Origin of the sequence: Streptomyces sp. AB3(2024) (assembly GCF_041862025.1) — a bacterium.
Lineage (GTDB): Bacteria > Actinomycetota > Actinomycetes > Streptomycetales > Streptomycetaceae > Streptomyces.
Genome location: NZ_JBGWAB010000099.1, coordinates 14444 through 31759, shown reverse-complemented (window position 1 = coordinate 31759; position 17316 = coordinate 14444). Strand labels below are relative to the sequence as shown.

The 17316-nt window shown below is 76.4% G+C and carries 9 protein-coding genes; 6 read left to right on the top strand and 3 right to left on the bottom strand.

Features of this window, described 5'->3' with window-relative positions; genetic code table 11:
* Both ACEPPI_RS29535 and ACEPPI_RS29530 read right to left on the bottom strand, forming a co-directional pair.
* Window positions 1–1548 (bottom strand): condensation domain-containing protein (locus ACEPPI_RS29535; protein WP_373918328.1); only part of this gene is annotated, 1548 nt, incomplete at its 3' end.
* A gap of 678 nt (window positions 1549–2226) precedes the next feature.
* A complete protein-coding gene (locus ACEPPI_RS29530) occupies window positions 2227–3600 on the bottom strand; it encodes a helix-turn-helix domain-containing protein (protein WP_373918327.1) in 1374 nt (457 codons plus the stop codon).
* A 288-nt stretch (window positions 3601–3888) separates the two neighbouring features.
* Here ACEPPI_RS29530 and ACEPPI_RS29525 point away from each other — a divergent pair, with 288 nt between their 5' ends.
* Window positions 3889–4071 (top strand): hypothetical protein, encoded by a 183-nt coding sequence (locus ACEPPI_RS29525; protein ID WP_100660840.1) that lies wholly within the window; start codon window positions 3889–3891, stop codon window positions 4069–4071.
* A 76-nt stretch (window positions 4072–4147) separates the two neighbouring features.
* Here ACEPPI_RS29525 and ACEPPI_RS29520 read toward each other — a convergent pair whose 3' ends face one another.
* Window positions 4148–8029, bottom strand: coding sequence for a BTAD domain-containing putative transcriptional regulator (locus ACEPPI_RS29520; RefSeq protein WP_373918326.1), 3882 nt, complete (start codon window positions 8027–8029; stop codon window positions 4148–4150).
* A gap of 198 nt (window positions 8030–8227) precedes the next feature.
* Here ACEPPI_RS29520 and ACEPPI_RS29515 point away from each other — a divergent pair, with 198 nt between their 5' ends.
* The 5 genes from ACEPPI_RS29515 to ACEPPI_RS29495 all read left to right on the top strand — a co-directional run bounded on the left by ACEPPI_RS29515 (window position 8228) and on the right by ACEPPI_RS29495 (window position 17313).
* Entirely contained in the window at window positions 8228–8587 is a 360-nt protein-coding gene (locus ACEPPI_RS29515; protein WP_373918325.1) for a nuclear transport factor 2 family protein, read from the top strand.
* A gap of 89 nt (window positions 8588–8676) precedes the next feature.
* Window positions 8677–10065, top strand: coding sequence for a hypothetical protein (locus ACEPPI_RS29510; RefSeq protein WP_373918324.1), 1389 nt, complete (start codon window positions 8677–8679; stop codon window positions 10063–10065).
* On the top strand, window positions 10062–12260 hold the full coding sequence (locus tag ACEPPI_RS29505) for a hypothetical protein (RefSeq protein WP_373918323.1): 2199 nt from the start codon (window positions 10062–10064) through the stop codon (window positions 12258–12260). The genes ACEPPI_RS29510 and ACEPPI_RS29505 overlap by 4 nt, the downstream gene beginning before the upstream one ends.
* A gap of 44 nt (window positions 12261–12304) precedes the next feature.
* Window positions 12305–13372, top strand: coding sequence for an AAA family ATPase (locus tag ACEPPI_RS29500; protein WP_373918322.1), 1068 nt, complete (start codon window positions 12305–12307; stop codon window positions 13370–13372).
* Entirely contained in the window at window positions 13369–17313 is a 3945-nt protein-coding gene (locus tag ACEPPI_RS29495; protein WP_373918321.1) for an SAV_2336 N-terminal domain-related protein, read from the top strand. Before ACEPPI_RS29500 ends, ACEPPI_RS29495 begins: the two co-directional genes overlap by 4 nt.
* Window positions 17314–17316: the final 3 nt, after the last annotated feature.

Here is a 17316-nt window from a genome sequence, read left to right as displayed (position 1 = left end):
GTTGGCACGGGCATCCAGCTCGGCGTAGGTGAGCTCCTGGCCGCCGAAGACCACCGCCCGGCCCCCGGGGCGCAGCCGGACCTGCTCCTCGAACCGTTCGACGAGGGTGGCCTTCCCGGTGTCGGCGCGGATGCCCGTCCACTCCTCCAGCACCTGACGCCGCTCCACCGTGCCCAGCAACTCGATCCGGGACAAGTGCTGTTCGTCCTCCGACAGGACCGACTCCACGAACCGCACGAAGCGGTCCTGGTGCGCCGCCACCGCGGCGACGTCGCACACCTCGGGCGATGCGTCGAAGTCGATCCGCAGCCCGTCCTCGGGCCCCAGGTCGTACACGCCCACCGCCAGGTCCTCCACGGGGCCGTTGCCCAGGTTGTGCTGGAGGGTCGGCAGCCCGCAGAAGCGCATGCCCGGAGTGAACGCCATGATGTTGACCAGGGGCGCGGTGATCCGCCGTTCCGCCTCGCCCAGCCCCAGATCGCGGCACATGTCCTCGTAGCGGGTGCGCTGGTGCTTCAGTCCCCGGCGCGCCTCCGCGACCACCGCCGCCAGCAGCTCGCCCGTCGTCCCGTCCGCCGGCACCGCCACCCGCAGCGGCACCACGTTCGACATCATCCCCGGCGTACGGCGGGCCAGGTCGGTGCGCCGGCCCGTCACCGGCAGCCCGAGCACCAGCTCCGGACTTCCGCTCACCCGGTGCACGTACGCCGCGACCAGCGCGATCACCAGCATCGTCCACGGTGCCCGGTGCGCCCGCGCCACCTCCCGCAGCCGCTCCGCCCGCCCCGCCGGCAGCACCACGGTCCGCCGTACGAAGGGCAGCGCGCCCGGCGCCGCGGGGCCGGTCCGGCCCTCGCCCAGGCGCGGGGTCTGCGGCATCCCCGCCAGGTGCCCCGCCCAGTGGGCGCGGTCCGCGGCCCCCTCCGCCGAGGCCCGGTAGGCGTCGTCCTCGGCCAGCAGTTCCTCCAGCGAACCGAAGGGGCTCGGCCCCCAGGGCTCCCCGGCGGACCCCCGCTCGTACAGCTCGACCAGCCGCTGGTCGAGGAGGGCGACGCCCATGCCGTCGACGACCAGGTGGTGGAAGGCGTGGAAGTAGAACCAGCGCTGTTCGCCGCCGTCCGTCCGTCCGGCCCTCAGGAGCACGTGCCGGGTGAGCCAGCCGTCCGCCAGGTCGAACGGCCGCGCCAGCTCCGCCGCCATCCACGCCCGGCCGGCCTCCACCGGATCCGGCTCCGCGTCCAGGTCCACGACGCGCAGCCGCCGCTCCCCAGGGTCGGGGTGGAGCAGCTGCCACAGGCCGCCGTCCTCGTCGGAGCCGGTGCCCCGGACGCGCAGCACGTCGGCCTCGCGGGCGAGCCGGTACCAGGCGCGGGCCAGCAGGTCCGCGTCCAGCGGGCCCACGAGTTCGCGGTACTCGCCGATGTTGTAGCGGCTGCCGGTGGGGTCCAGGGCGTGGGCCGTCCAGATGTCGCGCTGCGCCGCCGAGAGGGGCAGCCGCACAGCGGCGGGCCCGTGCGCGCTGCTCCGTTCGGACGCGGTCGAAGACATGCGGAGGCTCCTCGAAGGGTGCGGTGGGGTGGGGCGGGGGTGCGGATCGGGATCCGGCCGCGCGGGGGCGCCGGTGGCCGCGGTCGCTCCGGGGCGGGGGCGCCGTCCGGCCGTACGTCATACAACCCGCGGGCCGGTGGCCGCGGCGGCAGTTGCTCCGGCACTCCGGGAGCAGTTGCCGTCCGGGCGGGTGCCGCTGGTCGGCGTGCGCCGACGGGACGCCGGGTCCGGGCCACGGGTGCGCCGGGCGCCCGGGGGTGCGGGCCACCATCGGGCTCGGCAACGTGCCGGGCCGGGTGGGGACCCTGGCCTTCGGGTGTCCGGGGGCGGGACGGCGTTCCAGGCCGCCGAGGCCGACTGGGTGCCGGGCCGACGGGGCGGGCTGTCGGGCCCGGCGCGTGCCGGGCTGGAGGGGCTCGGGGCTCGGAGCTCGGGGCTCGGGGCTTTGCGGTGCCGCCGCCGGTCGGCGGGATGGTGAGCCGGTGGGGTTTCGGGCGGCGGCTTGCCGGGTCGGCGGGGTGGTGGGGCGGCGGGCCGGTGGGCCTGCGGGCGGCGGCCTGCCCTGCCGGGCCGACGGGCCCCAGTCCCGGGCTGTCGGCTGCCCGGGCGGAAGGGCGGGTCGACAGGTCGCCGGGCCCGCGGGCCCCCGGCCGCTCGTGCGCGCGACCCCGAGGGCCGTCAGGCCCGCTGCGGGGTCCGCAGGGCGGCGGCGCGGACCAGGCCCAGTACCCGGAAGCGGGAGCCGCCGCTCTCGTGCGCGGCCCGCAGGGTCCCGCTGAGCAGCAGTTCGCGCAGCATCCGGCCGGACTCCGGCAGACCGCGCCCCGTCAGGGCCGCCACGTCCACCAGTCCGAACTCCCCTTCCGCGTCCTGCGCCTCCCCGGCGCAGAGGGCGTCCAGCAGCTCGCGGGCCCCGGCGGAGAGCCCGTCCGCCCGGCGGTGCAGGGCGGCCCGGAACCGGTCGGCTCCCGCGCCCCCGCCGAGGTGGTCCAGCAGGGCGACCGGGTCGGCGTCGAGGCTGTGGCACAGGGTGGCGAGATCGCAGACGACCAGCCAGGACGCGGCGGCGGCGAGCGCTCCCGGATGCCCGTCGAGGCGGCGGCACAGCCGGGCCGCGCGGGCCAGATCGGCCGGGCCGGCGGTGAACTCGGGCCGCACGCGCCGCACATGGTCGAGGAAGACGCGTACGGCGGGGGCGGCGGCAGCGGCGTCCGGCGCCGCGCCCTCGGCCGGGACCTCCAGCGGCGACAGCAGGAAGATCCGTTCCCCCGGCACCTCCCACGGCTGCTCCGAGGTGACCAGCACGCGCAGACCGGGGCAGGCCCGCAGCAGCGCGGTGAGCCGGTCGAACCGGGGGGCGACCGCCGGGGCCCCGTCGAGCACGAGCAACACCCGCTGCTCGCCCAGCAGTTCGTACAACCCGCCTCCCGGCCCCTCGCCGAAGGCCCCGGCGCCGGCCGCGCCCGCCCCGCCGTACGCCGCATCCGCCGGGGGCGATCCGTAGAGGTCGGCCACCGTCGCCGCCACCCGGGCCGCCGGCTCGGGCTCCCCGCACCCCAGATAGTCCGCCGACGCCCCCGGGAAGGCGTGCCACAGCACCGGCACGCCCGCCGCGTGCAAGCGCTCGGCGACCTCCAGCGCGACCCGCGTCTTGCCCACCCCGCCGAGCCCCACCACGTTCACCAGCCGCTCGCCGCCCACGGAGAGCTCCCGCTCCAGGACAGCCGTCTCCGCGTCCCGCCCCGACATCGCGTGCAGCGCGGTCGGCGGAGCCGGGGGCCGCCCCCAGCCCTGCCCGCCGGCCCGGCCCTGCTGGGCGGCGGCCTCCAGCGCCGCCCGGGCCCGCGGGCCCAGCCGCAGCGCGTCCGCCATCAGCCGCACCGTGTCGGGGCGGGGCCGTCTCGCCTTGCCCTGCTCCAGATCGCGGATGGCCCGCACGCTGATCGTCGAAAGGTCCGCCAGCTCCCGCTGGGTGAGCCCGATACGCAGCCGGTGGGCCCGTATCAAGGCTCCCACCCGGGAGGTCGAGTCCGTGTTCACATGGGCGTTCATAGAGGCGCTCCCGGTGACGGTGTGGGGGAACGACGGGGCCTGGGGTGACGGCCCGGTTCCTGGTCCCCATCCTCGGCAGCGCGCTATCCCGGGGGCATCACCGGCTGATCCGTCCCGGTCCCGGATGCCGCTATCACGGCGAGCGGGAATATAGGTCGGCCATGGCGTCCCGTGATAGCGCGGGGATAGGGGCGGGGCCGGTGCCGGGATTCCGGCCGTTCCTAAGTTGGGGACCAGAAAGCAGGAAGCGCCCCGGAAACCCGGAGCGCACCGACGAAAGGACCCGAGATGAACCTCTCCCACGCCCTGCGCGCCGCCCTCGTCACCGCCGCCATCGCCGGAGCCGCCGCCCTCGGCACCCAGGTCGCCCAGGCCGACGGTCCGGCCGTCACCGGCACCACCGCCGGCGTCCCCGCCCCGCAGGCCACCCCCACCCCGAGCGGCTCCACCGACACCAACCCGTGGGACTGACCCGGACCCCTCGGGGCCGGGGCTCCAACCCGCCGGCCCCGTCAGCGCCGCGGTCGCCCCGGTGCCCCTCAGCCCCTCACGGAGCGGCCAGCAGCCTTTCGGCCTCGGCCAGCTCCCGCTCCATCCCCCGGTCGCGGAACGCCCGTACCGCGCTCTCCAGCAACTCCCGGGACCGCGAACGCTCCCCGGCCCCGCCGTTCGCGGTCAGCAGCCGCGCCAGGTCCAGGCGCACCAGCGCCGCTCCACCGTGGTCCATGATCTGCTCCCGTACCGACAGGGCCTGCGCGTAGAACCCGCGGGCCGCCTCGCACCGCCCCATCTCGGAGTGCGCGTGCCCCAGGTCCCGCAGCAGGTGCCCCTCGCCGATCACGTCACCGCTCTCCCGGCACAGCTCCAGGACCTCCGTGTACGTGGTCACCGCCCGCTCGTGCTCCCCCTGCCCCTGGAGCAACTGCCCCGCCCGGCGCAGCGTCCGGGCCTGCCCGCCCGTGTACCCCACCGACCGGTAGATCCCGAGCGCCTCGTCCAGCCGGGTCTGGGCCGCCGAACTCTGCCCCCGCCGCATCCAGATGTGCGCGCTCTGCGTCAGTACGATGGCCCGGCCCACCACGTCCCCGGCCTGGTCGAAATCCCGCAGCGCCCGGTCGTACAGCGAGAGGGCGTGGTCCTCGTTGCCCCGCATCCGCTCCAGCAGAGCCAGGTCCCGGTGGCACAGCGCCTGACCCTGCCGGTCCTCCAGCTCCTGGAACAGCCCGAGCGCCGTCGTCAGCGCCGAGCGGGACTCCTCGCTCTGGCTGCGGCCCAGGTGGAGCACCCCGAGCGAGCTCAACAGGGCCGCTGTGCCCCGGGTGTTGCCCGCCGTACGCACCGAGTCCAGCGCGAGCCGGTGCGTACGCTCCCAGTCGTCGAGGTAGCCGCGCCCCTCGAACAGGGTGGCCAGGGTCGTCGCCAGGTCCCAGCACAGCTCGTCCATCTGCTCCCGGGCCGCGTGCTCCACCGCCTGCACCAGGTTCGCGTGCTCGCTGTCCAGCCAGCCCAGCGGATCCACCAGCAGCTCGTCCACGCATTCCGCCGGGGGTTCCCAGCGCGGCGCGGAGCCGTGCAGCACCGTGAAGTCCCCTCCGTAGATGCGCCGGTGGGCCTGCTCCGCCAGGGACATCCAGCCGCCCAGCATCCGCGCCGTCGCCGCGTGCTGGTCGGCCGCCTCGTGGTGCGCCGCCAGCTGCTCCCGCGCGAACACCCGGATGATCTCGTGGAAGCGGTAGCGGAACCCGCCCGTGGACTCCATCCCGACCACGTCCAGCATCTGTACGTCGACCAGCGGCTCCAGCAGGTCCGAGGCGAAGGGGCGCGGATCGTCCAGCAGCGCGCCGGCCAGCCAGCCCGGCAGCGTCTGCCCCTGGGCCAGGCTCAGCAGGCGCAGCAGCCGGCGGTCCTCGGCCGCCAGACCGTCGTGGGTGAGGGAGAGGCTGGCCCGCATCGTCATCTCGCCGTGCGTCAGCTCGTCGAGGCGGTGCCGCTCGTTCGCGAGCCGGTGCACCATCGACGCCAGCGTCCAGTGCGGACGGGCGGCCAGCCGGGCCGCGACGATCCGCAGCGCGAGCGGCAGCCCGCCCACGGTCCGGATCAGCGCCTCGACCGCCACCGGCTCGCGTGCGACGCGGTCCGGGCCGATCACCCGGACCAGCAGTTCCACGGCGTGGTCGGTCCCCATCACGTCCAGCTCGACGCGGTGCGCCCCGGGCAGGCCGGTGAGCCGGACCCGGCTGGTGACCAGCACCGCGCACGTGTTGCTGCCGGGCAGCAGCGGCCGGATCTGGCTCTCCGACGCGGCGTCGTCCAGCACCACCAGCACCCGGCGGGAGGCGAGGAGCGTGCGGTACATCTCGGCCCGCTCGTCCTGGGACTCGGGGAGCACCGGGCCCGGAATGCCGAGTGCGCGCAGGAACCGGCCCAGCACCTCGCCGGAGGTGGCGGGGGTGCCGGTGCCGCGCAGGTCGCAGTACAACTGGCCGTCGGGAAAGGCGGTTTCGCTGAGCCGGTGCGCGATGTGGGTGGCCAGCGTGGACTTTCCGGTGCCGGGCTTGCCGACGATCACGGCCACGCCGACGGCACGCCGGCCGCCGCCGCTCTCGCCGTCGCCGAGGAGGGCCTGCTCGACGCGGCGGATCCGCTCCTCGTCACCCACGAAGTCCGACGTGTCCGAGGGGAGTTGGCGGGGCGTTTCCTCGCGGTACGGGGCCACGGTCGCGGACGTGACGGGGTGCCCCGCGGGGCCGCCGCCCTCCGAGCCGGTGACGGGAGTCCCGGCGCCGCGGCCGTACCCACCGGCGGGCCCGGCGCTCCACGAAGGTGCCCCGTCGACGGCCGGGTGCCCGCCCGCGGGTGCCGCAACCCACGCGGGGGAGGCGTCGGCGGGGCCGCCCGCGGAGGAGGTCCCCGGTCCCGGGGACCGCTCCGGCGCGCCGGGGCTCCACACCGGGAACCCGTCGAACGGGCCGCCCGGAGCCCCACCGGCGGTACCGCCGCCGAACGGCGTGGCCAGGAGGGAGCCGTGACCCGGCGGGGCGATGCCGGCCGGGCCCTGCGGAGAGGGTGCCGCCCGGTCGTGCGGGGCCTGCGCGCCGGAGGGGGCGAGCGGGGCGCCGTGGTCCTGCGGGGCCCGTGGGGCGGGGATGCCCGGCGGGATGTCCAGCGGGGTGCCTGAGGAGCCCTGGCCGTACAGGGCCTGCGGGCCGGGGGCTCCGGCGGCGTGCCGGTCCCCGGATCCGAGCCGGCTGCCCGGGGCTCCCTGGTCGTACGGGCCCCGCGGGGTCGCCGGGCCCGGCGGGCTTCCGGGGGTGCCGTGGCCGTACGGGGCCTGGGGGTGCGGGGAGCTGCCAGGGTCGGCCGGATGGTCCGGGCCGTGCGAGGCGGGCGGACCGGAGGGGGCGAACGGGGCCCTCGGGGTCTCCGGGGTCGCCGGGGCACCATGCGCGGCCTGAGGCGTGCCCGGTCTGGTACCGCCGGTGCCGGTGCCGGTGCCGGTGCCGGTGCCGGTGCCCGTGCCGGTGCCCGTGCCGGTGGCTCCGCCACCGTACGCTCCGCCGGGCCCCGTGACTCCGCCGCCGTACGCTCCGCCGGGACCAGTGGCAGCGGCCCCGAACCCGCCGCCCGGTCTCTGCGGGCGGACCGGTGGGACGTCCCCCGAGAGGATGGCCCGCTCCAGCCCGCGCAGCTCACCCCCCGGCTCCAGGCCGAGTTCCTCCACCAGCAACTCGCGGCCCACCCGGTAGCTCTCCAGCGCCTCCGCCTGTCGCCCCGAGCGGTACAGCGCCAGCATCAGCTGCCCGCGCAGCCGTTCCCGCAGCGGGTGGACCCGTACCAGCAGCTGGATCTCGCCGACCAGCTGGTGGTGGCGGCCGAGGTCGAGCTCCAGCTCGATCCGCGTCTCGGCGGCCGTCAGCCGTTCCTCGTCCAACTGCAGCGCCTTGCTGCGCAGCGTCTCGCTCGACACCCCGCTCAGGCAGTCGCCCTGCCACAACTCACCTGCGGCGCGCAGCAGTTCCACCGCCTCCGGGGCGTCCCCGCGCTTCGCCAGGGCGCGGGCGTCCGCGAGCCGGCGGGCGAAGACGGCGGCGTCGACGAGGTCGCCCTCCGTCTTGAGGACGTACCCCGGCGGCCGCGTGGTGATCGCGGCGGCGATCCCGGCCGTCGTGAAGAGCTTGCGCAGCCGCGACACGCAGATCTGCACCTGGGTGCGTGCGGTGTCCGGCGGCTCGTCGTCCCAGATGAGGTCGACCAGGTAGTCCGTGCTGACGACCCGGTTCGCCTCAAGGAGCAGGGCGGCGAGAATGACCTCCTGCCGCCCCGGGGGAATCCGCACCGGCCCGCTCAGGCCGGTCACCTGTAAGGGGCCGAGGATGCGGAACACCACCGTGTCCGGGGTGTGCGGAACCCCGCCGGGCGAAACGGTCATGAGTCTCCCAGCTGGAGGCACACCAGAGATCGGGTGGAGCGCGGGGTCAGTCTTCCCGAACACCTCTCCGGTTGTCCATGGTGTGGAGATTGCGTGGTGGTGAACGCGATAGGCCCGGGATAGCCGGGAGTTGCGGCTCCGCAGGACCGTGGGGACGTCGGCACCCGAAGGGGGTGCGGCCGTACGAAGGGACCATCCATGAACAGTCGGTACGCCGGGCGGCTGACGCCCAGCCGGGTCGTCACCGACTCCGGGGTGGACCACGTGCGCCTCGCCTACCACTACCTCGACACCGGAGACCTCGACGGGTACGGCTCGCTCCTGCACGCCGGCCTGCCCCTCGGCGCCGACCTGGAGCGTCCGGGGGATGCGGGCGCCCGGCGCCACCACATCACCCGGATCGTCGCCGAGGGGGACTGTGTGATCGCGATGGGCCGACTGGCCCCGCAGCAGTGCGAGTTCGTCGACGTGTTCACCCTGTCCGCCGAGGGCATGCTGCGCGGCTGCCGCCGCTACTACCCTGCCCAGGCCTCGCCCGCCGTCGAGGCCGTCCGCTGAGGCGGCGGTGCCGAACTCCGCGTTCCCCGGGCCCTCTTGCCCGCTCGGCGCTATCGTGCGGGCGGGGGAGAGCGGACGAGGGGGCGGGCGTGGCGATGCGATTTCTGTTCGTGCACGGGACGGGGGTGCGGCGGGAGCGGCACGACGCGCTGTTCGCGCTGGTCCGGGAGGGGCTGACGGCCCGCTTCCCCGGCACGGCCGTCGAATCCTGCTTCTGGGGCGAACGCTTCGGGGCGTCCCTGGGCGCGGGCGGCCGCTCCGTGCCGGGACTGCGCACGGGGCGCGACGGGGCCGAGGACGCCGACGCCGCCGAGGTGGCCGAGTGGGGCCTGCTGCTGGCCGACCCACTGTGCGAGCTGCGCGTCCTGGCCGAGGCGGGCTGGGACACCGCCCGGGCGGCGGGCGGATCCGGCGGCCCGGAGGACGACGACGACCCCTTCGCGATGCCCGGGATCCGGGCCGCCGGGGCCCGCGTCCTGGAGCGCCTGGACCGACTTGACCGACTGGAGCGCCTGGACCTGTCGCACCGCGCGGACGCACCGGGCCGGAGCGCGGGGAGTCCCGGGGATCCGGGTGCGGGAGCCCCCGCCGACCCCGACGGAACGGCGGCCCCCGGGGCGGCCGGCGCCGACGAGCTGACGTCCCTCCTGCACGGCACCGGCCTCGCCCCCGGATTCCGGGCGGCGCTGGAGACGGTCGCGCGGTCCGAGGAGGCGGCCCGCGCCGGGGAACGGGCCACGGCCGAGCCGGAGGCCCGGGAGCTGGCCACCGCCCTCGCGCGGGCCGTCACCGCCGCCGCCCTCGCCGCGGCCGCGGCCGGAGCCGACGCCGACTGCACCGCCGCCGAGCGGGACCGTCTCGTCGAACTGCTCACCGCCCGCCTCGGAGGCGACGCCCGCGTGCCCGGCGCCCGCGCCGCCGCCGTCCTCGGGCGCCTCGCGATGCGGGTCACCACGCAGCCGCTCCTCAACGCCCGGCGCGGAGCGCTCACCGTCGGCGCCACCCCCGCCCTCGGCGACATCCTGCGCTACCAGGCCCGGGGCGCGGGCCTGCGCTCCTTCCTGCACGAGCGGATCACCGCCGTGCCGGGCCCGACCGTGCTGATCGGGCACAGCCTCGGCGGGATCGCCCTGGTGGACCTGCTCGCCCTGGAGGCGGCCACGGGCGGGCCCGTGCCGGGCGCCGAACTGCTGGTCACCGTCGGCTCGCAGGCCCCGTACCTGCACGAACTCGGCGCGCTCACGGCCCTCGCCCCCGGCAGCGCGCTCCCGTACGGCTTCCCGCGCTGGCTCAACGTCTACGACCGCCAGGACGTGCTCTCCTACCTCGCCGCGCCCGTCTTCCCCGGCGATCCGCGGGTCACCGACCACGAGGTCAGCAGCCGCCAGCCCTTCCCGGCCAGCCACAGCGCCTACTGGAAACAGCGGTCCCTCTACGAGCGCATCGAACAGGCGGTGAACGAGGCGGGGATCGGGTGACGCACCCCGCCCCCCGGGACCCCGCCCCCCGGGACCCCGCCCCCCGGGACCCCGCCCCCCGGGACCCCGCCCCCCGGGACCCCGGCCCCCGCAGCCCCTTCCCCGCCCTCGACGGGCTCCTGCCGTCCACCCTCGGCCCCCGCCGTACCTTCGCGCTCGTCGCCGGGGTGGAGACGTACGAGGTCAGCCACCGCTGGAACCTCCGCGGCCCCGCCCGCGACGCCCTGCGCTTCGCCCGCTGGTTGACCGGGCCCGGCGAGGTGCCCGCAGCCAACGTCCGGCTGCTGCTGTCCCCGCTCGACGATCCGGACCGGCTCGACTGGTCCGGCCCGCCCGGCCTGGCCGCGCTCAGGGACACGTACCGGCCCGCGACCGAGGAGAACGCGAAGACCGTGCTGCTCGACGAACTCCCGCAGTGCGACGGCGACCTGCTGTGGATCTTCTGGGCCGGGCACGGCTACCTCGACGGCCACCGGCAGCTGATGCTGCCCTGCGCCGACGCCCGCCCCGGCCGCATCCGCCACCTCAACCTCGACTCCGCGCTGCGCTGGTGGCAGACCGACCTCGTCAAACACCGCCGGTTCCCGCTCCAGGCCGCACTGGTGGACGCCTGCCGGGTCGACGCGCCCCGCGACACCCGCTGGAACTTCGGCAGCGCCGATTACGGCGGCGGCGCCACCGTCCCGGGGCGCCGCCAGTTCCGCCTCTACGCCTCCCGGGAGGGCGAGGCCGCGCAGAACGACGCCGAGCGCGGGGCGGGCCGCTTCACCGAGGCGCTGCTCGCCGAACTCGGCGACCGGTCCGTGCGCGACGGCGTCACCGGCCTCCCGCACGCCGCCCGCGCCGTCCACCGAGGCTTCGGGGAACTGCGCGGACGCGGCGAGGGCTGGCAGCTGCCGCAGTTCATCGTCGACCGGGACTGGGACGCGAGCTCGTTCCTCGACGACGACCCGCCCGGGCCCGCCCTGCCCCGCGCCACCCGCCTCGACCAGACCGGCTGGGACGGGCTCGGTGAACTCTTCGAGGGCCGGGAGCTGCCGCGCTGCGCCTACGAGGCCTACGCGTGGGCCTTCCGCGCCGCGGGCTGCACCACCCCGGTGCACGGCGGGCTCCCCGCCGACACCCTCCTCGACGTGGTCTGGGACCTCGACCAGCGCCAGGGCGGCCCGGCGGGCCTGCCCCTCGCGGTGCCCTTCGTGCACTACCTCGCCGACCGGGCCCGCCGCGAAGGCGGAGACGGCCGTCCCGGCGCGGGTGCGGGCGACCCGGTCTGGGCGGCCCGGCTCGCCGCCTGGGTACGGGCCGCCCGGGAGCGCCTCGCCCTGCCCGCCCTGCGCCCGCCGCCCGCCCCCGCCACCCGGGGGACGGCCCTGCACGTCAGGCTGGAGCCCCCGGACGACGGAGAGGACGGCCTGCGGGCCCGCATGTGGCTGCGCGGCGAACAGGACCGGCTCGTCTGGGAGTCGGAGGCCGCACCGGTCGGGCTCGACACCGTACGAGCCGCCCTCGTACGCCAACTCGCCCTGCTCGGAGCCGACTCGGGGGCGGACGGCGGCGCCCGGGGCGGGCAGCCGTACCGGCGCGTCGAACGGATCGAGTTCCAGGTGCCGTTCGAGCTGCTGGAGACGGAGTTCGACCGGTGGCCCGTCCCGCGCGGACCCGCCGCCCGCACCCGCCCCCTCGGCGCCCTCTACGAGGTGTCCGTGCGCTGCCCCCAGGAGCGCGAGGACACCACCCGGACCGAATGGCGCAGCACGTGGCGCTGGCTGTGCGCCCAGGACGGCCGGCACCCCGACACGGTACGGGTGGTGGAGGACGCCGAGGTCACCGACACCCTCGGCCTGCGGCTGGGCGCCCACCCGGCGCCCGCCTGCGTCCTCGGGCACACCTCGGCGGGGCGTACGCCGGCCCTGCTGGAGGCCCTGCTCGAAGGCGGCGTCCCCGTCGCGGTCTGGCGCCGCGGCGGAGCGCCGGCCGCAGCGCAGCCCGCCCCGCCGGGACCGCCCGCCGTGCCGGGACTGCCCGCCCTGCTCGCCCCGGAGGCCGGGCCGGGCGCCCCCGCCGTGTTCGCCCTGCCCGCCCGGGTACGGGAGGCGCGCCGGGCGGCTACCGGCCAACAGGCCGAGGGGGCAGACCGGTTGGTGCTGATGTGGGACGATCCCGAGGACGTGATCGACCTCCGCCCGCTGTCCTGACGAGACCCGACCCCGACCCGACCCCGAACCGCTCGACACCGACGATGGAGGCACAGGCAGTGGCGAAGGACTGGTGGCTGTACCAGGGCGCGGGCGACGCCGAGGACCGCCGCGCCCGGCTGGAGGCCGGGAAGCCGCCGCCCTGGCGGGACTTCCCCGGTGTCCCCGACGAGCACTACCGGCCGCCCGGGTGCGCGGGCGGGGCCTGGGAGCGCACCCGGCGCCGAGGCGAGGGCTACGTTCCCGACGAGCCGGAGAAGGACGTGGTCAACACCGCCCTCCACCTGCGACGGCCCCTGCTCATCACCGGCAAGCCCGGCGTCGGCAAGTCCACCCTCGCCTACAGCATCGCCGCCGACCTGGCCCTGGGCCCCGTACTGCACTGGCCGATCACCAGCCGCACCGTGCTGCGCGACGGCCTCTACCTCTACGACGCCATCGGCCGCCTCCAGGAGGCCGGACTGGAACAGGTGCGCGTCCCCGGCGCGCCGGCCGCACCCCGGACCCCCGCCACCCCCTCCATCGCCCGCTACCTGCGCCTCGGCCCGCTGGGCACCGCCCTCCTGCCGCAGCGCACGCCCCGCGTGCTGCTCGTCGACGAGATCGACAAGAGCGACATCGACCTGCCCGGCGACCTCCTCACCGTCTTCGAGGACGGCGGGTTCGTCATCCCCGAGCTGGCCCGGCTCGCCAAGGAGGAACCCACCGTCGCCATCGGCACGGACGACGACCCGGACGCCACCGTGGCCGTCACCCAGGGCCGCGTCCAGTGCGGCTACTTCCCCGTCGTGGTCCTCACCAGCAACGGGGAACGCGACTTCCCGCCCGCGTTCCTGCGCCGCTGCGTCCGCCTCCACCTCGACGCGCCCGGACCGCGCAAGCTCGCCCGCATCGTGCGCGGCCGGCTCGGCATCGACCTCGACTCCGAGGAGTCGGCCCCGTACCAGGACCTCGTCCGCAGCTTCCTGGAGCGCGCCGAGGACGGCGACCTCGCCACCGACCAGCTCCTCAACGCCATCCAGCTGCGCCTGGCCGGAGCCTGGTCGGCGCCCGGCGACCAGGACCGCTTCCTGGCCACCGTGATGCAGCACCTGACCGGACCCACCGCGTGATCGAGAGGCTCCTCGCCGCCTTCGACGAAGGCGCCGCGGACGGCGCGGCGCCGCGCACCACCGTCGGGGCGGAGGAGATCGCCGACATCCTGTGGCTGGCGGCCCGGGTCGACGCCGCCGTTCCACCACTGCGCCCGCAGGACGGCCCGGCCGCCGGGGCCGGTCCGGAACCCGATCCGCCGACGCCCCCGCGGGCCCCGGCCCCCGTACCCGGCCCCACCGGAGCGGCGGGCGCCGGGGCCGTCCGGCTCTACCCCACGACCGAGCCCGCGGCCCCGGCCGACACCGCACCCCCACCCGCCGGCGCGGCGCCCGGGACGGGCGGACGGCGCGGCGTACCCCTGCGGCTGCCGCGCACCGCCTCCCTCGACGACCCGCTCGCGCTGATGCGTTCCCTGCGGCCCGTCGGACGGCGCTCCATCGGCGGCCCCGGCGAGGAACTCGACGAACAACTCACCGTCGAACGCAGCATCGAGTCCATGGTCCCCACCCCCGTGCTGCGCCCCGCCGAGAGCCGCTGGCTGGACCTGGCCCTCGTCGTCGACACCCACCACTCGATGCTGCTGTGGTCCGACCTCGTGGCCGAACTGCGCGCGGTCCTCACCCGCAGCGGAGTGTTCCGCGACGTCCGCACCTGGCAGCTCGGCGGCACCGGACCGGGCGGCACCCCGGTGCTCGGCCGGGGCCGCGGCGGACCGCCCCGCAACCCCCTCGAACTCGTCGACCCGGCCGGCCGACGGCTCATCCTCGTCGTCTCCGACACCGTCGCGGACGGCTGGCGTCAGGCCCCGCTGCGCGCGGTCCTGCGGCAGTGGAGCACCCACAACGCCGTGGCCGTGCTCAACGTACTGCCCGAACGGCTGTGGAACCGAGGCGCCGCACGCCCCGTCCCCTTCGCCGTCCGCTGCGACCGCCCCGCCGCCGCCACCCGCTCCTGGCAGCGGATCCCGGCCGCCCGCAGGGCCCGCGGCGGCGGACCCGTCGTGCCCGTCGTCGGGATCGCCTCCGGGAGCCTGGCCCGGCTCGTGCGGGTGGTGTCCGGGGACGGCCGCTGGCGCCGCCTGGCCTGCCTGCGCCTCGACTCCGAGCCGCCGCCCGCCGCCGCCCCGGCCGCCGGCCTCACGGCCCTGGAGGCCGTGGAACGCTTCCGGGCCGCCGCGTCCCCGACCGCCCAGCAACTCGCCGCGCACCTCGCCGCCGTACCGCTCACCCTCCCCGTGATGACCCTCGTCCGGCGCTCCCTGCCGGTCGGCTCCGAGCACGGACACCTGGCGGAGGTGGCCCTGGGCGGGCTCTTCGCCCCCTGGGACGCGCAGCACCCGGCGGACGAGACCGAGTTCGAGTTCCTGCCGGGCGTACGGGACGTCCTCCTCGGGTCCCAGCTGCGCGGGGACGTCGCCGCCGTACGCGAACTCGTGCGCCTGCGGGTCTGGGAGTACCTCTCCCGCCACCGCGGTACCGGCCCCGACTTCTCCGCGACCCGCGTCACCGACGGCACCGAGGGCCGCCGCCGCGTCCCCGACACGGCCCTGCCCTTCGCGGAACGCCCCCGCACGGAACCCGGCCTGGCCCACCGGGTGGTCCGCGTCCGCTTCGAACCTTCCCCGGAACCCCGCGAGGTCGGCACCCTCCTCGGACCCCGGACGGTACTCACCGCCGGGCGGGTCGCCCGACCCGCGGACACCGTCGCCTGGGTGCGCTCGGGCGTCCGGGACGTCCCGTGCCGGCCCGTGTGGTGGGACGAGGCCACGCCCCGGGTGCTCCTGCTGGAGAGCGAGGAGGACCTCGCCGACCCCGCGGACCTGCCCCCGCTGGCCTGGACGACCGTCAAGGACCGGGCCGTCGTCGACGGCGCCACCGATCAGGGCGATCCCGTCGGTCTGCTCGCGGGGGTCGCCCCGGACGACGGCGGCCGCAACGGCGAACTCGTACGGCTCTCCGCGGAACCGGAGGCGTGGACCCACTACCGGGGCGGGCCCGTCTCCCACCAGGGCAAGCTGGCCGGGGTCGTGCACGGCGTCTGGCCGGACCGCATGGTGTTCCTCTCGGGGGCCGCCCTGCTGGAGGACGAGGCCTTCCGCACGGCCTTGCGCACGGCCCTGGGCGACACCGAGGCGCTGCCGCCCGGCACCGGTGGCCCGGGGTACCGGGTGGCGGTGACCGTGCAGGCGGGGGAGGTGAGGCCGGGTAGCCATGCTCCCTCCGGCCCGGTGTCGGCCGACCTCCTGCGGAGGCTGATGGCGGACGCGGGGGTGGCCGGACGGTTCCTCGGCGGACCCGTCGAAGAGAGGGGCGTCACCGTATCCCTGGATGCGCCGGGCGCCCTCGAACAGGCCGGACGGCTGCTGACGTCCCTGGCCCGGGGCGGAGCGGGCCTGCCCGAGGGCATGGCGCGGCGGTTCACCATGGTCCTGGACATCGGGCCCGCCGACCGTCCCCCGCGAAACGTCGGGCACCTCCTCGTGTACCGGATGAGGCGCAACACGGCGGAGTGGCCGCCTGCGGAGATCACCGTCGTCCTCACAGCGCATCTGTACGAGCTGCTCGGAGAGTTGCTCGGCCCGAGTGCGCTCCGTGAGTTCGACCCGCCCGTCGTCGGCTTCCAGGGCTCGATCGACTACGGTCCTCCCGGGTCGCTTGCGGACCTCTTGACGCGGGCCGAGGAGGCCCGGAGCGACCGGGACGGCTGGCCCCGCTGTGGCGCCGACGCGGCGCCGGAACGCCCATCCGGCTGCGCGGGCGTCCGTGTCCCGGGGCACTCCCGCTGCCTGGCCCACCTCCCGCCCGCCCCCCGGGACGCCTACCTGGGCACGCTCGGGCCCGGTTCCCCGCTCGACTTCCGCGGCACCACCTTCGCCGAAGGCCTGCTGACCGCCCTGCTGGACGCGGTGCGCGACCCGCGAACCGGCCGGATGCGGCTGGGTCCGGCCCTTTTCACCGGCGCCGTCTTCGACGACGGCTGGGAGGCGGGGGAGGCCGTCTTCGGCGGAGAAGCGGATTTCACCCGCGCGCTCTTCGCGGCCGGTGCCGACTTCGACGGGGCGGCCTTCCCGGGTGAAGTCTCCTTTCGCCGGGCCGACTTCGCGGAGCGGGCGGGGTTCCGCGAAGTCGAGTTCGAAGGCGGTGCCGACTTCCGGGACGCCGTCTTCGGGCACGAGGCGGACTTCTCCTACGTCACCTGGCGGCAGGAAATCTGCTTCCGGGGCGCGGTCGTCGAAGGGGTCGCACGGCTGCACGCTGCGACCGCGCACGACACGGCGGACCTCACCCACATGGTGTGCAAGGGCGGCGCCGATCTGGACGCGGCCGTCTTCATGATGCCGGTGTCCTTCGCGCACTCGGTGTGGGAGGCCGGTCTGTCGGCCGACGGGACGGACTTCCGTGAGCCGGTCTTCGAGCACGTGGTGTCCCGGGGAGCCACGCGGTTCGAGCATGTCCACGTCGAGGGGACGGCCACCTTCGCCCACGCCGTCTTCGAGGCGGAAGTCGGCTTCCACTCCTGCGGGTTCCGGGAGCCGGCGGTCTTCTCCCGCGCGGACTTCCAGGGGCCGCTCACCGTCGCCGACACCCGGTTCAGCGCCGGCGCATCCTTCGACGGCGCCTCCTTCCCGGGCGGCCTGCGGTGGCGGCGGACCGAAGTCGGTTCCGCGGGGGCGAGCTTCGCCGGCGCGCTCATCCAGGGTCCGGCGTACTTCGAGGACTGCGAGTTCCCCGACGCCGCCGTGTTCCGGGACTGCGCCTTCCAGGGCCCGCTGACCTTCGAGGACGCCCGCTTCGGGGCGAACCTCACCCTGGAGCGCGTCGCCTTCGACGAGCCGACCGGCTTCGCCGGCGACGCCCTGGCGCGGATGCCCGGCCTGCCGGAAGGCTGGACCGTCAGCCGGATCGACGGGTTCCTGCGGATCATGCCACCCCCCTCCCCGCACCCCGGTGAAACGTGACCC